9 protein-coding genes are annotated in these 17,385 nt (G+C 65.7%); 5 read left to right on the top strand and 4 right to left on the bottom strand.

The genetic code is table 11. The features are described from left to right. Entirely contained in the window at positions 1–357 is a 357-nt protein-coding gene (locus G6N26_RS06955; protein WP_067173002.1) for a DoxX family protein, read from the top strand. On the opposite strand, the gene G6N26_RS06950 is transcribed toward G6N26_RS06955, so the two are convergent. The 3 genes from G6N26_RS06950 to G6N26_RS26335 all read right to left on the bottom strand — a co-directional run bounded on the left by G6N26_RS06950 (position 354) and on the right by G6N26_RS26335 (position 1,623). Beyond that, positions 354–848, bottom strand: a complete 495-nt coding sequence (locus tag G6N26_RS06950; protein WP_083018256.1) for a nitroreductase family deazaflavin-dependent oxidoreductase — start codon at positions 846–848, stop codon at positions 354–356. The two genes, G6N26_RS06955 and G6N26_RS06950, sit on opposite strands and share 4 nt — an antisense overlap. Before the next feature lie 7 nt (positions 849–855). Then, a complete protein-coding gene (locus G6N26_RS06945) occupies positions 856–1,128 on the bottom strand; it encodes a hypothetical protein (protein WP_083018254.1) in 273 nt (90 codons plus the stop codon). Positions 1,129–1,236: 108 nt separating this feature from the next. Further along, complete coding sequence (locus G6N26_RS26335) at positions 1,237–1,623, bottom strand: hypothetical protein (protein ID WP_083018252.1); 387 nt, start codon at positions 1,621–1,623, stop codon at positions 1,237–1,239. 188 nt (positions 1,624–1,811) lie between these two features. Here G6N26_RS26335 and G6N26_RS06935 point away from each other — a divergent pair, with 188 nt between their 5' ends. Beyond that, the gene (locus G6N26_RS06935) at positions 1,812–2,543 is read left to right on the top strand and encodes a response regulator transcription factor (RefSeq protein ID WP_083018250.1); all 732 of its coding nucleotides are present in this window, start codon (positions 1,812–1,814) and stop codon (positions 2,541–2,543) included. Beyond that, positions 2,540–4,027 (top strand): sensor histidine kinase, encoded by a 1,488-nt coding sequence (locus tag G6N26_RS06930; RefSeq protein ID WP_083018248.1) that lies wholly within the window; start codon positions 2,540–2,542, stop codon positions 4,025–4,027. Before G6N26_RS06935 ends, G6N26_RS06930 begins: the two co-directional genes overlap by 4 nt. A gap of 63 nt (positions 4,028–4,090) precedes the next feature. On the opposite strand, the gene G6N26_RS06925 is transcribed toward G6N26_RS06930, so the two are convergent. Further along, positions 4,091–14,371, bottom strand: coding sequence for a non-ribosomal peptide synthetase (locus G6N26_RS06925; protein ID WP_083018246.1), 10,281 nt, complete (start codon positions 14,369–14,371; stop codon positions 4,091–4,093). A gap of 700 nt (positions 14,372–15,071) precedes the next feature. On the opposite strand from G6N26_RS06925, the gene G6N26_RS25905 reads away from it, so the two are divergent. Together G6N26_RS25905 and G6N26_RS06915 are read left to right on the top strand one after the other, a co-directional pair. Then, positions 15,072–15,845 (top strand): 1-aminocyclopropane-1-carboxylate synthase, encoded by a 774-nt coding sequence (locus tag G6N26_RS25905; RefSeq protein ID WP_179960299.1) that lies wholly within the window; start codon positions 15,072–15,074, stop codon positions 15,843–15,845. 457 nt (positions 15,846–16,302) lie between these two features. Next, positions 16,303–17,286, top strand: a complete 984-nt coding sequence (locus G6N26_RS06915) for a fatty acid desaturase family protein (RefSeq protein ID WP_232067541.1) — start codon at positions 16,303–16,305, stop codon at positions 17,284–17,286. Positions 17,287–17,385: the final 99 nt, after the last annotated feature.

Raw genomic sequence — 17,385 nt, 5'->3', positions numbered from 1 at the left:
ATGAGTGCGTTGACTTCACCAAAGACCTATGCGGCGCTCGCCGCGTTCCACGCCGTCGACGCGGTGGCATGCGGCGTGCAGGTCGCTCCCATCAGGAAGACGCTGGACGACGTGGGCGTCCCGGACAACGTGCGGCCCGTGCTGCCGGTGGTGAAGGCGGCCGCCGCGGTCGGCCTGCTGTCGGTCACCCGGTTCCCCGTCCTGGCCAGGGTGACGACGGCGATGCTGACGCTGTACTTCGTGCTGGCGGTCGGCGCCCACGTGCGGGTGCGCGACAAGGTCGTCAACGGCCTTCCGGCCGCGTTGTTCTTGGCCCTGTTCGCCGCGATGACGGTCAAGGGCCCGGATCAGGGTTAGTCCAGCTTGAACTCGACCAGCGGCAGCGGGGTGTCGGTGTCGGTGATCGGCGCGCCGAGCGTGTCCTCGAGGACCGGGCGCATGCGCTCCCACGCTTTGGGATGACGGGCCCGGTAGTCGGCCATCGTGCGGTCGGCCTCGCGTTGATCGAGGACGCGCGCGGCGCCGGGTCTGGGCCCGTGGCTGCCGGCGTACACCCGCACCCGCGGGTTGGCCTCAATGTTGCGGAACCACTGGGCTTTTCGCCCAAATCCGGAGGCGACGACGTACGTGTCGGGTGATGGATGGTCGACGACCTCCAGCACCGCGTAGCGCGGCGCCCCGGATTTGCGGCCGATGTGTTCGAGCAACAGGATGCGCGAACCGAACACCGCGCCCGCACGAAGCTTGTAGATCCAGATCGGTGCGCGCATCAGTCGACGCGACCGCAGCAGCCGCGCGGCGAGTCTGGCGGGAAGCGGCGAGGAGTGATCTCGTGTCACCCTCCCCATCCTGCACTCAGGGACGCGGGGGCAGCGGCAGGGGCGGCACGCCGCCGGGAGCGGGCGCCTGCGCGGGCGATGGCGACGGTGACGGCGGGTACACACATCCGGGCGCGGCCGTCTGGGACAGCGGCGGTGGATATGGCGGCGGCGGCAACTCGACGCGCACCGTCCAGACGAGACCGGTGATGGCGAAGGTGGCCAGCGCGCCCAGGATCAGTCCGGCTACTCCGGCGAGGGCGGCGACGCCGGCGGGAAAGCGGCGGGTCCCGGTGGTGTCCGATGTCATGGCGCTCTCCACGGTCGTCGGAGGTGAATACCGAGACGGTACTGGCCCAACGGCCGCCGCCGTCACGATTTCGGGCATCGTGACGGCGGCGGGCTCGGTGACGGCGGGCTAAGGACGCGGAGCGGGCGGCGGTGAGGGTGGTGTCGGCAAGCCCTCGTTCGGCGGCGCCGGCCAGGCCCCATGCGGTGGCCCCGGCGGGCCGGGCGGCCCGGGCGGCGGCGCGAATCCGAAACCGCCCGGACCAGCCATCGGCGGCGGTGGCGGCCCGTGGAACAGCATTGGCGGCGGCCCCGGAGGCGGCGGCGGGCCGGGCGGGCCGACGCTGACGATCCAGGCGAAGCCGATCGCCGCGACGGTGCCGACCGCACCCACCAACGCGCCCGCCACGCCGGCGCCGATCACCACTCCGGTGGAGTGACGGCGCCGCTCGGGCGGTCGGTGGGCGGGCGGCGGATTGGCCGGCGGACTGGTGTCGATGTCGTCGTTCGTGGTCATGCCACGGACGGTAGGAGTCGGAGCTGAAGCGGATCTGAAGAAACCGGCCGTCCGACGAGTCCCATCCGCCATCGCCGTCACCAGCGGAAGGAAGCGGCGTTGTGCCCACCTCCCGTGACGGACGAGGCTGCCGCGGCGGAAGTCTCCAGGCCCCCACCTTCAGGTTGGTTTCAGCACCGGCACCGACAATGGAGGCCATGACGGATCTTCCCCGCCCGGCCGCCGGCCGTGGCGGCCAGTTCAGCGTCGGCACCCCGCGGGTGCTGGTCGTCGAGGACTCCGAGACCATCCGGGAGATGGTCCGCGAGGCGCTGACCGATGTCGGCTATCACACCGATGCCCGCTGCCACGGGGACGGCCTGGAAGAGGTGCTCGACGGCATGCGGCCCGACCTGGTGGTGCTCGACGTGATGCTGCCCGGCCGCGACGGCTTCACGCTCATCGACGTCATCCGCGACTGGGGTGACATCGGCATCGTCTTGATCACGGCTCGCGACGGGCTGCCCGACCGGTTGCGCGGCCTCGACGGCGGGGCCGACGACTACGTCATCAAGCCGTTCGAGCTGGCTGAGCTGGTCTCGCGGGTCGGCGCGGTGCTGCGCCGGCGCGGGCGGCTGCCGCAGGCGGTTCAGGTGGGCGACGTCACGCTGGACCTCGGCGCCGGAGTCGCCGCGCGCGACGGCCGCCGACTCGATCTGACCGCCACCGAGCTGCGCGTGCTCGCGTTTCTCGTGGAGCAGCGCGGCCGGATCGTCAGCGCCGCCCAGATCCTGAACGGGGTATGGGGCTACGACGCCTACGACCCCAACCTGGTGCAGGTGCACGTCAGCGGATTGCGGCGCAAGCTCGAGGCGCACGGGCCGCGGATCCTGCACACCGTGCGAGGCATCGGCTACCGGCTGCAACCCGAGCGTTCATGACGGGCGCATCGACGACGCCGACTCCGTCGCTGCAACGGCGCGTGACGCTGGTGGTGCTGGCGTTGCTGGCCGTCCTGCTGATGGTGCTCGGGGTGACCATCGACGTCACGATGGGCGTCCTCGCCCGCCACAATCTGCACGACCGGCTGCTCGCCGCGACATCGCGCGCCGACGCGCTGAGCGCCGCGCACACCTCACCCGATCGGATCGCCGCCGAACTCAACGGCGGCGGGATTCGCGCGCTCGTCGTCACGGCCGACGGCACCGCCTACGGGGACCGCGGGATCAGCCCCGAGCTGACTGCCGGGCCCGTCGAGCCGCCACCCTTCTACCCGCCGCCACCGCCCTTTCCGCCACCGCCGCCCCCTCCGTATCCGCCGCCCTATCCGCCACCGCCCTACGGGTTTCCGCCGCCGGGGCCGGGCCCTTCGCCGGATGCCACCGCGACCGCCGTGGTGCACCCGCTGCCCGACGGTTCCCGGGTGATCCTCGTCGCCGACACCACGCAGACGACGCAGGTCACTCACCAACTGCGAGGGCTGTTGATCGCGGCGGGCCTGGTCACCCTGCTGATCGCGGCGCTGCTGCTGATCGCGGTGAGCCGGGCGGCGCTACGTCCGCTGGATCGGCTCACCGCACTGGCCACCGCCATCACCACCGGGGACCGCGGCCGTCGCCTGCATCCCGAGCGCACCGACACCGAACTCGGCCGCGCCGCAAGCGCTTTCGACGGGATGCTGGACGCCTTGGAAACCTCCGAGCAGCGAGCTCGACACGCGGCCGACACCGCACAGCGCGCGGAGACGGCGACCCGGCGATTCCTCGTCGACGCCGCCCACGAGCTGCGCACCCCGATCGCCGGCATGCAGGTGGCCGCCGAGCAACTCGCCAACAGCGCCTCCGAACACCACGACGGCCAGTATCGCCGGGCGGCGCTGTTGTTCTCCGATGCGCGCCGCGCCGGACGCCTCGTGGCCGACATGCTGGACCTCAGCCGCATCGACGCCGGGCTCGCGCTCGAGCGCGAGGACGTCGACGTGGCCGCGGTCCTCGATGGCGAAGTCGACAGAGCCGCCATGCTGGCGCCGCAGATTACGCTGTGCCGCACCGGATTACCGTCACTGACGCTTCAAGTTGACGCGACTCGCCTGTCGCAGATCGTGTCCAACCTGCTCGACAACGCCCGCCGGTACACGCCGGCTGGCGGCGCCATCACGGTCGACCTTCGCGCCGACGACGACGCCGCGGAGGTAACCATCACCGACACCGGCCCGGGCATCCCGGAGGAGGAGCGGGATCGCGTCTTCGAGCGGCTGGTGCGCCTGGACGCCGGGCGCGCCCGCGACCACGGCGGTGCTGGGCTGGGGCTGGCGATCGCGCGGGCGCTGGCCCGCGCGCACGGCGGCGATCTGGTGTGCCTGCCGCACAAGGACGGCGCGCAGTTCCGGCTCAGCCTGCCGAGCAACGCCCGGCGATCGGGGTAGCTGGTTGGCCCCCGCCTCGGTTGACCGGGACATCGACAACAATCGGCCGTCCGACACGGACGGTCATGATTGCTCCTCCACGTCTGCGGTCATGGCTACCAGCACGCGCCGGAACTGTTCGACCAGCTTTTCGATTCTGGCCGCGGTGAACACGTCAATGTCGAATTCGACGCGTAGACCCAGTTCGTGGCCTGGCACGGCTTGCACCGAAAGCGGGTAGTGGTTGTATTCGCGGCTGGTGAAGCTCTTGATGTTCAACTCGTCGATGGCCGATAACGCGGCGGTGTCCATCGGATAGTTCTCGTAGACGAACATTGTGTCGAATAACTGGTCGTGCCCCGTTACACGGTGGATTTCGCTCAGGGCCAGGTGCTGGTGGTCAAGGGTCTTGGTGTAGGTGCTTTGCAGCTGGTCAAGCAGGTTGGCGGTGGTCGTCTCCGCGCCGATGGTCGCCCGGACCGGGACCGTGTTGATCAGCAGGCCGACCATCGATTCCGCGCCGGCCAAGTCGCTCGGCCGCCCCGAGACCGCTGTGCCGAACACTACGTCGTGCTGGCCGGTCAGCCACGTCAGCAGGAGCGCCCACGCCGCCTGCAAGACGGTGCTGACCGTAGTGCGGTACGAGCGCGCCAGCTCGCCCAACGCCTTCGTGGTCTCCGCGGACACCTGGAACGACTCCGTACCGCGCAGACCGAGCGCTGGGCGCCCAAGGGGTCCGACCAGGCTGGGAGTGTCGAACCCGCTGAGGACCTCACGCCATGCTGTTTGAGCCGCACCTCGATCTTGTTCGGATAGCCAGGTGACAAAGCTGCGATACGACGGGGCAGCCGGCAACCGCACGCCGTAATAGCTGGCGAAGATTTCCTGCAGCAGGATCGGCTTCGACCAACCGTCGAGGACGATGTGGTGGTTGGTGAGCACAAACCTATACAGATCGTCTGCGGTGCGGATCAAGGCAGCGCGGAAGGGCGGCTGGCCGGCAAGATCGCAGACCGCGACGCGTTCGGCGGTACACAGCTGCTGTACCTGTTCTTCGACATCAGCATCTGCCGAGCTCAGCTCGACGTACTGCCAGGCCAGCTCCGGATCGGCGGGCATCACCTGTACCGGTTCGCCCAAGTCTTCGCAGAAACTGGCCACCACGTTCGGGTGCCGGGTGACGACGGAGTGCACCGCCTCGCGCAAACGCTGCGGGTCAAGGGCACCACTCACGGTGATATCGAGCTGCACCGCATACAAGTCGTCACTGCCCTGCCCGCTGCCGGTGTAGTACAGCAGGCCCTGCTGCAGCGGGGTCAGCGGCAACACATCGCCGATCCGGTACTGCTGCCCCAGCTTGTCGATGTCTTGCTGGGTGAGACGGGCCGGCGCGATGTCGGATGGGGTCAAGCCGCCCCCACCGCCGCGCACGTGCGCGCAGATGCCGGTCAGCGCGTCGAACCACAGCTCGCTGAGCCGGCTGACTTGCTTCTCGCCGAGCGCCGAGCGCGCCCAGGTCCAGTTGGCCTGAAGCTGCGGGCCGGCCTCGGTGTCCATGGTGCCGGCATTGAGCTCCACGGTATGCGCCAGCGGCATCTCCACTGCACCCGCGGCGCCGCCCAGCGAGAAACTGTTCTCGCTGAGCCGCCACAACTCACCGGAGAGCTCGACCGCGCCACCCAGACGGCCTAGGTAGTTGAAGCCGATCGCGGGGTCGCACCCACCCAGATCAAACTCAGGGGCGAGGTAGCGCAGCAGCCCGTAGGTCAGACCGTCGGGCAGGGCGCGCAGCTGTTCCTTGGCGTCCTTGATCAGAGCGCCCAGTGCATCCTCACCCGCCACCACCTGTCCCCAGGGCAGGCCGCCGCCCGACCCCGCGAATTTCAGGGCCACCGGGTACTTGGTGGTGAACCAGCCCACCGTGCGCGACAAGTCGACATGCGGGGCCAGCTCCTCCCGGCGGCCGTGGCCCTCCACATCGATGCCGATCGGGGTGCTGGTGCTCAAGAATTGCGTCCACGCCAGGCCGAACGCGATCAGCAAGATGTCTTGAACCCCGGCATGAAACGCCGCCGGGGCCTCACCAAGCAGCTGGCGGGTCGTCTTGACATCCAGCGACACCGACCATTGACCGGCGCTGACGTAGGTGTCTGCCGGCTGCACCGCCGGTAACGCGGCCGGGATTGCCGCCACCTGACGCCACGCCTCGGCCTGGGCCATTACCTCTGCGCTCTGAGCGTACTCGTTCAACAGCGACGACCACCGGGCAAACGACGTCCCAGGCGCAGGCAGCGCCACCGGCTGGCCACTGTGATGCTGGACCCACGCAATGTTGAGGTCTTCCAACAGGATTCGCCACGACACGGCATCGACGGACAGGTGGTGAATGATCAACGCCAACTGGTTCGTCGACTCGGCCCACACAGCGCGCAGCATTGTCCCGGTGCCCGGGTCCAGGCGTGACCGGGCCGCCACCAACACCTCAGCCGACAACGCGTCGACGGTGTCCACGCAGCCGGCGGCATCTACCGTCCCGGCTTCAGACACCCACAACAGCCAGCCGCCGGCGCCGTCGTCGTCGACGCGCAGCCGCAGCGTGGCATGCCGGTCCAGCAACGACTGCAGGACCACCACCACATCGGCATGCGCGACACCCGCGGGAGCTTGCACCACCATCGTCTGGTTGAACTGCTCGACCGGACCGTCGACGCCGTGCAGCCAGCGCATGATCGGGGTGGTCACCACCGGCCCGGTGCCTTCGTCAACCACGTCACTCTCGTCGCCAGCGACCAGCGTGGCGATATGCGCGAGCCGCGCCACCGTCTGTTCGACGAAAACGTCACGCGGACGGCACATTACGCCGGCCGCTCGGGCGCGGGCGACGACTTGCATCGACAGGATGCTGTCACCGCCCAGATCGAAGAACGAGTCATCGATACCGACCCGCTGCATACCCAATACCTGGGCATAAATGCCGGCCAGGATTTCCTCGACCGCGCTGGATGGAGCCCGGTAGTGGTCGACATCGGAGTATTCGGGTGCCGGCAGGGCGCGGACGTCGAGTTTGCCGTTGACCGTCAATGGCAGCGTCTCGAGCACGACGATCGCGCCCGGCACCATGTAGGCCGGCAACCGTTCACCCAATTGACTACGGATCTCAGCCGGGTCGGCGGCTCCGGTGATGTAGCCCACCAGTCGCTTGTCGCCGGGACGGTCTTCGCGGGCGATCACCGCCACATGATCGACCCCGGCCAAACAGGCGAGGGCCGCTTGGATCTCGCCAAGCTCGATGCGATAGCCGCGGATCTTGACCTGCTCATCGGCACGCCCGATGTAACACAGCTGACCATCGGCGCCCCACGACACTAGATCCCCGGTGCGGTACATGCGCGACCCGGGCGCCCCGAACGGGCACGCCACAAACCGGGTCGAGCTCAACCCCGCCCTGCCTATATACCCGGCGGCCAGCCCGGCACCGGCCACATACAGCTCGCCGACCACCCCGGCGGGCACCCGACGCAACCACCCGTCGAGTACGAAGAAGGCGAGGTGGGTCAACGGCACCCCGATGGGGCTGGCATCACTGTCGACGTCGCCGTCGACGATCTCGCGGAACGAGGCGTGCACGGTCGTCTCGGTGATGCCATACAGATTGATCAGACGCGGCAGTCCGGGGTGGTGGTTCAGCCACGTCTCCAGACGCTGGGGTTCGAGCGCCTCGCCGCCGAACACCACGGACTGCAACTTCAGCTGCTGCCCCAACCTCGACGCGAGCCCGTCAGCGGTCTGCAGCACGTAAAACGCCGACGGCGTCTGGCTCAACACATTGACCTGTTCACGAACCAGCAGGGCGTGCAATTCTTCTGGCGAACGCACCACCGAATCGGGCACCATCACCAACCGTCCGCCATGCAACAGCGAACCGAAGATCTCCCACACCGAGAAGTCAAACGCCAACGAATGACACTGCGTCCACACCTGTCCCAACGTCAACTGGGCATCCAGCGAATCCAGCAACCGGGTGACGTTGTGGTGAGGCACTGCAACACCTTTGGGCGTCCCAGTCGTGCCGGAGGTGTAAATGATGTAGGCGATGTTCTCGGCCCCAACCGCCGGTAACGCGGCCTCGGACTGGGTCGTCACCGCCGGGTCGTCGATGTCGATCAGCAGCAGGCCGGACCCTTCCAGCCGTGACCGACCGTCCGCGTTGGTGACCACAGCGATAGGCGCGGAGTCGCCCAACACGAACTCGATCCGCGCCGCGGGCACCGTCGGATCGATCGGCACATACGCGGCACCGGTCTTGAGCACCGCCAGCATCGCCACTATCGCATCAGGGGTACGCGGAAGCAACAGGGCCACACGCGTACCCGGTCCGACCCCCTGAGGAATCAGCAAGTGCGCCAATCGATTAGCGGACGCCTCCACCTCGCGATAAGTCCACGACCGATCCCCGTAACTGATCGCCACCGCCTCCGGGGCGCGGACCGCCAACTGAGCGGCGAACAATTCGGGGATCGAGATCGCGGTCATCTCCGGCTCGACCAGCATCGCCCGATTGCCCCATTCGTCGAGGCGGTCGTGCTCACGGCGGTCGAGCAGATCGATCGACGACAATCGCCGGGCGGGATCGGCGATCATGGCCGCCAGCACCTGCCGCAACCGGTCGATCAGCGTGTCGATGGCCGCACGGTCAAATGCGTCCGTGTCGAATTCGACGCGAAGGCTCAGTTCGTGGCCCGGCGTCGCCACTACCGACAGCGGGTAGTGGTTGTACTCGCGGCTGGTGAAGTCGGTGATGGCCAGGTCATCGGCACCCGACAGGGCGCCGGCGTCGATCGGATAATTCTCGTACAGGAACAACGTGTCGAACAGCTGATCGTGACCGGTGGCGCGGTGGATCTCGGGGAGAGCGAGGTACTCATACTCGAGGGTGTCGTTGTGGACGCGCTGCAGCTGCTGCAGCAGATCGACGACTGTGGTCGCTGTGCTGGCATTGGCGCGCACCGGCACTGTGTTGATCATCAGGCCCACAATGGATTCCGAGCCGAGCAGTTCGGTCGGCCTACCCGAGACCGCGGTGCCGAACGCCACATCATGTTGACCGGTTAACCACATCAGCAGCTGCGCCCATGCACCCTGCAACACGGTGCTCACGGTGGTGTGGCATGAGCGGGCGAACTCGGTCAGGGCCGCTGTGGTCTCGGCGGACACCCGGAAGGATGCGACGTCACGGCGCCCTACCCGGCCGGGCGTACCCATCAACGTCGGGGTCTCGAAACCCGCCATCACGTCGCGCCAAGCCCCTTGTGCGACAGTGCGATCCTGCCCATCCAGCCAGGTGACAAAGCTGCGGTACGACGGAGCCGCGGGCAGCCGTTCGCCGTAGTAGCTGCCGAACATCTCCTTCATCAGGATTGGCAGCGACCAGCCATCCGCCACGATGTGGTGAATGGTGAGCACCAAGCGGTGTTGGTCTTCTGCGGTGCGGATCAACGCCGCCCGGAATGTCGGCTTGTCAGCCAGGTCGCATACCGCGGCGCGCTCGGCAGCACACAGTCGTTCCATCTGCCGATCGGCGTCCCCGCCCACCGGGTTCAGTTCAACGTCCTGCCACGCGATCACCGGCTTGGCAGGGATAACCTGCATTGGCTCACCGAAGCCTTCGCAGAACCGGGCCACCAGGTTGGGATGCCGGTTGACGACCGTCTGCACAGCCTCGCGCAGGCGGTGCGCATCGAGGGCACCGTTGACGGTGATACCGAGCTGCACGGTGTACAGGTCGTCCAGACCGGGCGCGAAGCTGCTGTGGAACAGCAGACCCTGCTGCACCGGGGTCAGCGGCAGCACGTCTGAGACGTCGCCCTGCGAGCAGAGTTCGTCGATCTGCTGCTGGCTGAGGCGGGCAGGAGCGATATCGGACGGGGTGAGCCCGCCCCCACCGGCTTTGACGTGTGCGCAGATACCGTCAAGAGCCTCGAACCACAACTGGCTCAGCCGGCTGACCTGCTCACCGTCCAGCGCCGAGGGCGCCCAAGTCCAGTTGGCCCGCAGCTGCGGGCCGGCCTGGGTGTCGATGGTGCCGGCATTGAGCTCCACCGTGTGCGCCAACGTAAGGGGCACCGCCGTAGCCACACCCGCAAACGACAGGCTGTCCTCGTTGATCCGCCACAACTCACCGGGCAGGTCGGTGCCCGCACCGAGCCGGCCCAGGTAGTTGAACCCGATCGTCGGGTCAGACCCGCCGAGATCGACCTCGGCGTTCAGGTACCGCAGCAGACCGTAGGTCAGCGGATCTGGTAGGGCACGCAGCTGCTCCTTGGCGTCTTTGATCAGAGCGCCCAGTGCGGCCTCACCGGCGACAACCTGCGGCCACGACAGGCCGCCAACCGTCAACGCGACCGGATACTTGGCGGTGAACCATCCCACCGTCCGAGACAGGTCCACTGAGGGCGCCAGCTCCTCGTGGCGCCCGTGGCCCTCGACGTCGACACCGATCGGCACACCCGCGCCGGTGCCGAGGAACTCCGCGAACGCCAGCCCGAAGGAGATCAGCAATATGTCACCGACACCGGCGTGGAACGCCGCCGGCACCTCACCCAGCAGCCGACGGGTTGTCTCGACATCTAGCGACACCGACTGCTGGCCCGCGGACTCGTAGGTGTCCACCTCGGGTTGCACCGTCGGCAGCGCGGCCGGTATTGCGGCCACCTGTCGCCATGTCTCGGCCTGCGCCACGACCTCGGCGCGGCGCGCATGCTCGGCAAGCAGCGCCGACCACCGCACGAACGACGTCCCGCCGGCGGGTAATGCGACAGGCTGGCCACTGTGATGCTGCGCCCAGGCGATATTGAGGTCTTCCAACAGGATTCGCCACGAAACTCCGTCCACGGCCAGGTGATGGATGATCAATGCCAGCTGGCCGGTGGAGGTCGCCCACACTGCGCTCAGCATCAGTCCCGCCCCTGGGCTCAACCGCGACCGGGCCTGTGCCAGCGCCTCATCCGACAACACATCGACGGTATGCAGGCATCCGCCCGCGTCCACGGACCCAGCTTCGGGTGCCTCCAGCGACCAGCCCTCTGCGCCGTCATCGTCGATGCGCAGCCGCAACGTGGCATGCCGATCGAGCAACGCCTGCAGGACGACCGCCACGTCGGCCCCAGTCACGCCCGCGGGAGCATCCACCACCATGGTCTGGTTGAACTCATCGATCGGGCCCTCGACGCTGTGCAGGCAGCGCATGATCGGGGTGGCCGCCACCGGGCCGATGCCCTCGTCGACGACGCCGGCCTGGCCATCGGCCACGGCTGCGACCCGCGCAAGTCGCGCCACCGTCTGTTCGACGAAAACGTCACGCGGACGGCACATTACGCCGGCCGCCCGCGCGCGGGCCACGACTTGCATCGACAGGATGCTGTCGCCGCCGAGATCGAAGAACGAGTCATCGACACCTACCCGCTCCATCCCGAGGACTTGGGCGTAGATGTCGGCAAGGATTTCCTCGACCGCGTCGGCCGGGGCCCGGTACTCACCGGCGGTGAATTCGGGTGCGGGCAAGGCGCGCTTGTCGAGTTTCCCGTTGACTGTCAAGGGAATTGCCGGCAACACCACCACCGCGGCGGGGACCATGTAGGCCGGGAGCCGATCAGCCAGTGCGTTGCGGACGTCGGTCGGGTTGGCGGTGCCGGTGATGTAACCCACCAGCCGCTTGTTGCCGGGACGGTCCTCGCGCGCGATGACCGCCGCCTGGTCCACCCCATCCAAAGCGGCCAGGGCCACCTGGATTTCACCGAGCTCGATGCGGTACCCCCGGATCTTGACCTGCTCGTCGGCGCGGCCCAGGTGTCGCAGCTGCCCGTCGGGACCCCAGGACACCAAGTCACCGGTGCGATACATCCGTGTCCCCGGGGCCCCGAACGGGCACGCCACAAACCGTGACGCGGTCAAACCGGCCCGCCGCACATATCCAAGGCCCACGCCGCGCCCGGCCAGGTAAAGATCACCGACCACCCCGGCCGGCACCGGCTGCAGCCACTTGTCGAGCACGAACATTGCCGCCCCCGGTATCGGCGACCCGATCGGCACCAGGCCCTGTCCCGGCATCAGCGGCGTACTCATCGACGCGCACACAGTCGCCTCGGTCGGGCCGTAGGCGTTGATCATCACCCGCCCGGGTGTCGCCCACCGCTCCACCACGTCTGTCGGGCAGGCTTCCCCGCCCACCACCAACGCCGTCGACTCCAACCCTTCCGGTGACAGCAGCGCCACTGACGACGGAATCTGAGCCAGCACGCTGACCTTCTCCGCGACCAGCAAAGCGTGGAGATCTTCCGGAGAGCCAGCCACCGACTCGGGCACCACCAGCAGTCGCCTACCCCGCAGCAACGCACCCCAGATATCCCACACCGATAAGTCGAAGGCCGAGGAGTAGCACTGCGCCCACACCCCCCCTCGCGGCAGGCGCTCGTCGAGGGCCTCGATCAGCCAAGTGACGTTGTGGTGCGTGATGGCTACGCCTTTGGGTGTGCCGGTGGTGCCGGAGGTGTAGATGATGTAGGCGACGTTTTCGGGTGCGGGCATCGGAAGTGGGGTGTCGGGTTGGGTCTCGATGGCGGGATCGTGGGCATCGACGACCAGCACATTGGAACCGTCCAGACGCGAACGTAGGTCCGCGGTGGTGATCACCGCGCTGGGCGCGGCATCGTCAAGAACGAACTTCATCCGCGCCGACGCATGCCCCGGGTCGACCGGCAGATACGCCGCGCCCGTCTTGAGCACCGCCAGCATCGCCACGATCGCGTCAGCGCACCGGGGGAAAAGCAGCGCCACACACTGCCCCGGGCCAACCCCATGACCGGCCAGAAGATGCGCCAACCGGTTCGCGCCCTCATCGAGTCCCCGATACGTCATGACGCGGCCGTCGAAGGTCACCGCTACCGCCGCGGGGGCACGCTCGGCGTGCTCGGCGAACACCACCGGAATCGACACCGGCGTGGTTACCGGCTGGGTTAACGCCGCGCGGTGCGACCACTCATCGAGCCGGGCGTTGTCATCCTCATCGAGGATTTCGATCGACGAGATCGGCCGCTCCGGATCGGCGGTCATTTCCATCAGCACCTGCTGCAGGCGTGCCGCCAGGTAGGGAACGCCAAAGCTCGAAAAGGGCTGTCCGACGCCCGCCGTGCTGAGAAACAGCTGATCACTGGCGCCAATGAAGAACAGGCCGAAGTGGCCGGCGGGGCCGTTGTTGGTGTATGTCGCGGTTGCCGGAGCGCCTCCAAGCTCCAGGGTCAATCGGGACGGGATGAAATTGATGCCTACCCTGTTCTCCGGCTGTCTCAGGCCGCGAAAGCCACCTTCATCGGCGAGCAAGTGCACCGGAAATCGCTGATGCTTCAGCAATTCTCGTATCTGTACGTCAACGTGCCGACAAAAGTCGGCGACCGTGGTCTCCGGTGACGTCTGCAAGACCAGTGGCACAACTCCGGCGAGCATCCCCGGGAGCGTCTTCGACTCGGGACGCACACGCCGGCTGACCGGGAAATCGAGCGCCACCTCCGAACCGCTTCCCGACCATGCATGCACCAAGAGCGCGCATGCCGCTGTGGTGACCGCATAGCGACGGATTCGCAGCAGTTTGGACAGCCCTTGGATGCTGCCGACGGCGGACGGATCCAACTGAACTGACGCCGACGGCGAATACGGGTCCCGGTCGACGTTGGTTTGAGGCGGCCGATAATCCGCTCCGCTGTCCGGCGGAAGGTTCTTGCGCCAGTACGCTTCATCGTCCAGATAATCGGTCGACGCTTCATACCCCGACTCGAGATCAACCAAGTCCTGCGCCGAGGCGAAATAGGCGTCAGGGACGGGGGATCCAGCGACCATTGCCGAATAGATGGTTGCGACCCGACGGGATACCAGCGCCATGCCGAGTCCGTCTAGGACGATGTGGTGGCAGCAGCCGAACAAATAGAATTCTTCGGTCTGTGTCTGGAACAGAACGAACTTGAATAACTGGCCGTCCAGCGCCATCGGCGTGCGCTGGACGGCGGAGGCCCTCCGGCGGACATCCTGCACGGGATCGGGTGAGCCGGTCAGGTCATGAAACTCGAGCTCGACACGCGGGCAATCGATCGGCTTTTGGGCCACCCGACCATCGATCTCAAAGAACGAGACCCTCACTGGCTCAGCCTCCACCATCGTCTGGCGGATGGCCTGCCCGAGGACATCACGGTTGATCGTGCCCTCGATTTTTATCAATAAGCCGAGTTGCCACTCCGTGCCCGCATAGCCCGATTGCTGTGAGAGCCAGATGTCTAGCTGTCCGCGTGTCAGCGGTAGCGCCCGGTCATCACGCGCCATCGACTCCCCCAAAACTCGACCCACTCGCCCCCTTGCCCTGAGTGGTTACTGGTCAAAATCCTGCCCCGTCGCCAGCCTGTCGCGCGGGATTTCGGCCGAATGTCCGGTCAATTCTGTTCGATGTGATGCAGGCACCCCGCCCGGTCGGCTTCCGGACACTTTGTAGGTCACCTGCCGACGCCGATGGTTGGGACCGGCGAACCCGTACATGAGCCTGCGCGCGCTGCCCGACCTGGAAAAGGGGGCAGGCACGGTTACTTCGAGCACGCCAGTCAGAGTTTCGGCTCCGTTGGCCAAGGTTCTCACGCGGCCGCCGCGATGTGTGAATCCGGTTGAGGAGCCGGCGAATTGGGAGCGGGACCGACGCGCCTACCGGTTCCGCAGAAGATTCCTGACCCGAGCACAAGATGATGGCCAAACAGATCAGCTGGTCGACCGGCCGGACCCGGGCACCACATCACCCAGGGAGCCGTGACCCACGTCTGCCTTTCCCAAGATCGGTGTGACGATTGCCACCATGCCGGGAGGTAACAGCGTCGTCGCGTCTCGGCGGTTTTGCCAACGTATGGCCCGGACCACGGTTAAACTTCGCTTCGATTCGGGGGATTTACCGCCAGCGATGCACCTGATCTCGGGCGATCAACGTGAGCGCAGGCGCCGGTAGGACGTGGGTTGGGTTTCGCCGTTGGGAGGGGCGTCAATGTACCGACGATCGGACTATGTCTTCACTGAGCTCAGCCATCACACGGACGACTGCGTGCCGGTAATACAACAATACCTTGATTTTCTTGTCCGCGGCGACGGCCGAAAAGCTCATTGTCCATTTACCGGGACGATGCTCGTCAAGCGTCAATTCTACTATGATACGAGCGATTTTCTCCTGGATGAGGAGGAATTTCACCGAACCATAATGGAGCTGCGTGAATTTCACGCTCGACATTCTGATCGTTATCTGGTTGTCGGCGTGGCATATCAGAATGACAAGAACTTCTTGGAAGCGGTCGCTGCCCAAGGTGAAGTGTGGCGGCAGAAAATGAGACTCGAGCTTATAGCTGCTGGTCTGACGATTGCTTGGACTCATCCGAGAAATCCGATCGGAACCCATACGGATCGCGATAAGCCTGTTGAGCCTCTTTGGGTGAGCGATATTCCGCTTCTGATGCTCAGAAATCTCGACAAAGGCGATGAACCGTTCATGTTGAGCGCCGATTCCAAGACAGCGTTCGTGCTGGGCATGAAGTATCACGAAACGATACCTATCGCAATATGTCCCGCTTCGATAAGTCCGCAGCTGGAACCGCTCTATAAGCTGAATGCCCTGACGAATCTCATGAATCATGTTCGACTTTCAACCGTCAGATCAGTATCGGCCGATTTGGGCGGAGAGCTCACCGCGCTATTGAAAGGCGGAAAAATCTTCGCGCATGCGTGGAGCCCCGAACCCGCGATATCGGAGGTAATGCAAAATACTTGAACGTCCGAGTGCCCGGATTGTCGAGAGGCGGGGACGCCGCATCTGTCCGAAGTGACCAGCTTTAGGACAGGAAAGGTTAATAACTTCGACGGCGAGGGGGAGCACCAGACAATAACATCTGGAAATCAACAACGAACGCTGCTTTCCGACGGTAACAACGGTGCTTTTCAGCGACTAGGTCATTAATGTTTATCCTGGTGAACACCCAGGTCTAATCCAGGCAAACATTCTGCAACATCGCAATTCCCAGGGTAAGAGGGAGGCTCGATCGGGTTGCGCTGTGAGCAGGTCGAGAATGCGGCCTACGCATAACCGAATTTTATTGTGTTCACCCACATGGCGAGATCGCCAAATAGTTTATTACGCAAATAAGTATGACAAGCAAGGTCGAAACAAGGTGGTGCCACATGGCTTTCTACACAGTGCATCGGTGGCGTGTTCCCAGCAGGGGGTCGTGGTGACAGCAGTCGAGATGCTTGCCGTCACCGAGCAAAGATCACGCGGCGCCGCCGAGGTGGCCGGAATCCGGCGAGGCTTCCCACCTCCAAGGTTTGTGCGGCCGATCATTGCAGTGCCGACCGTGCTCGTCTGGCTTGGATCGCTCGTTGCGTGGTGCGCGGCGACGGCAGCGGTTCTCTGCGGAGTGAGTCGTTGGTGGTTGGTGGTCACCATCGTCGTTCAGGGTTTCCTGACGGTTTCCATGTTCATCGTGGCGCACGAATCGATTCACCACACCGTCGGCCGGCCAAACTGGATCAACCAGGTCTTCGGCCGCCTGTCGATGCCGTTCGTCTCGTTGTTCGGAACATTCCCAATGCTCGCGTATACGCATCTCGCGCACCACCGCAACACCAACGAAAATATCCACGACGATCCGGACGCGTGGAGTATCACCGGCCCGCGTTGGCAACTGCCGTTGCGCTGGTTGACAATCGATGCCTGGTACTGCCGCTTTTACCTAACGCGCCTGCGCCGGCGCCCGCACAAGGAAGCCCTGGGATTTGCCATATACCTCACGCTGGCCCTCGCCTTCGTAACCGCCATCCTGGTTCTCGGCTATGGGAAAGAGCTGGTGCTCATCTATTTCATCCCACAGCGGATCGGGGTGGGCGTCCTCGCGTGGTGGTTTGACTGGCTGCCTCATCACGGCCTGTTCACGGCAAAGGGCGACCGATTCCGGGTCGCCCGGGTTCGGGTTGGCTGGGAGCGTGTTTTGTGTCCGTTGTTGATGTATCAGAACTATCACCTAGTTCATCACATCCATACTGGGATCCCCTTTTACCTGTACGTAAAGGCATGGAGAGCTGCAGAATCCGAGTATCTGGACCGAAACGTGCCGATCTGCACCGCGTGGGGGCAGGAAATGACTCCTTCGGAGTACCGCAGATGGCGGGGGACAGTCGCCGCATCGTCGAAGCAGATCGCGGAGATCGGTAGGTAGCGGTCCGGCACTGGTCAGAGCTTGGGTTGCCGGCCTTAATCCTGACGGTGCGGTATCGGTGGGCCGTTTACACGAATTTATTGATGCTGCAACCGGTTT

The sequence above is a fragment of the Mycobacterium marseillense genome (genome assembly GCF_010731675.1).
In the GTDB taxonomy this organism is placed as follows: domain Bacteria; phylum Actinomycetota; class Actinomycetes; order Mycobacteriales; family Mycobacteriaceae; genus Mycobacterium; species Mycobacterium marseillense.
This window is presented reverse-complemented; position numbering and strand designations above follow the sequence as displayed.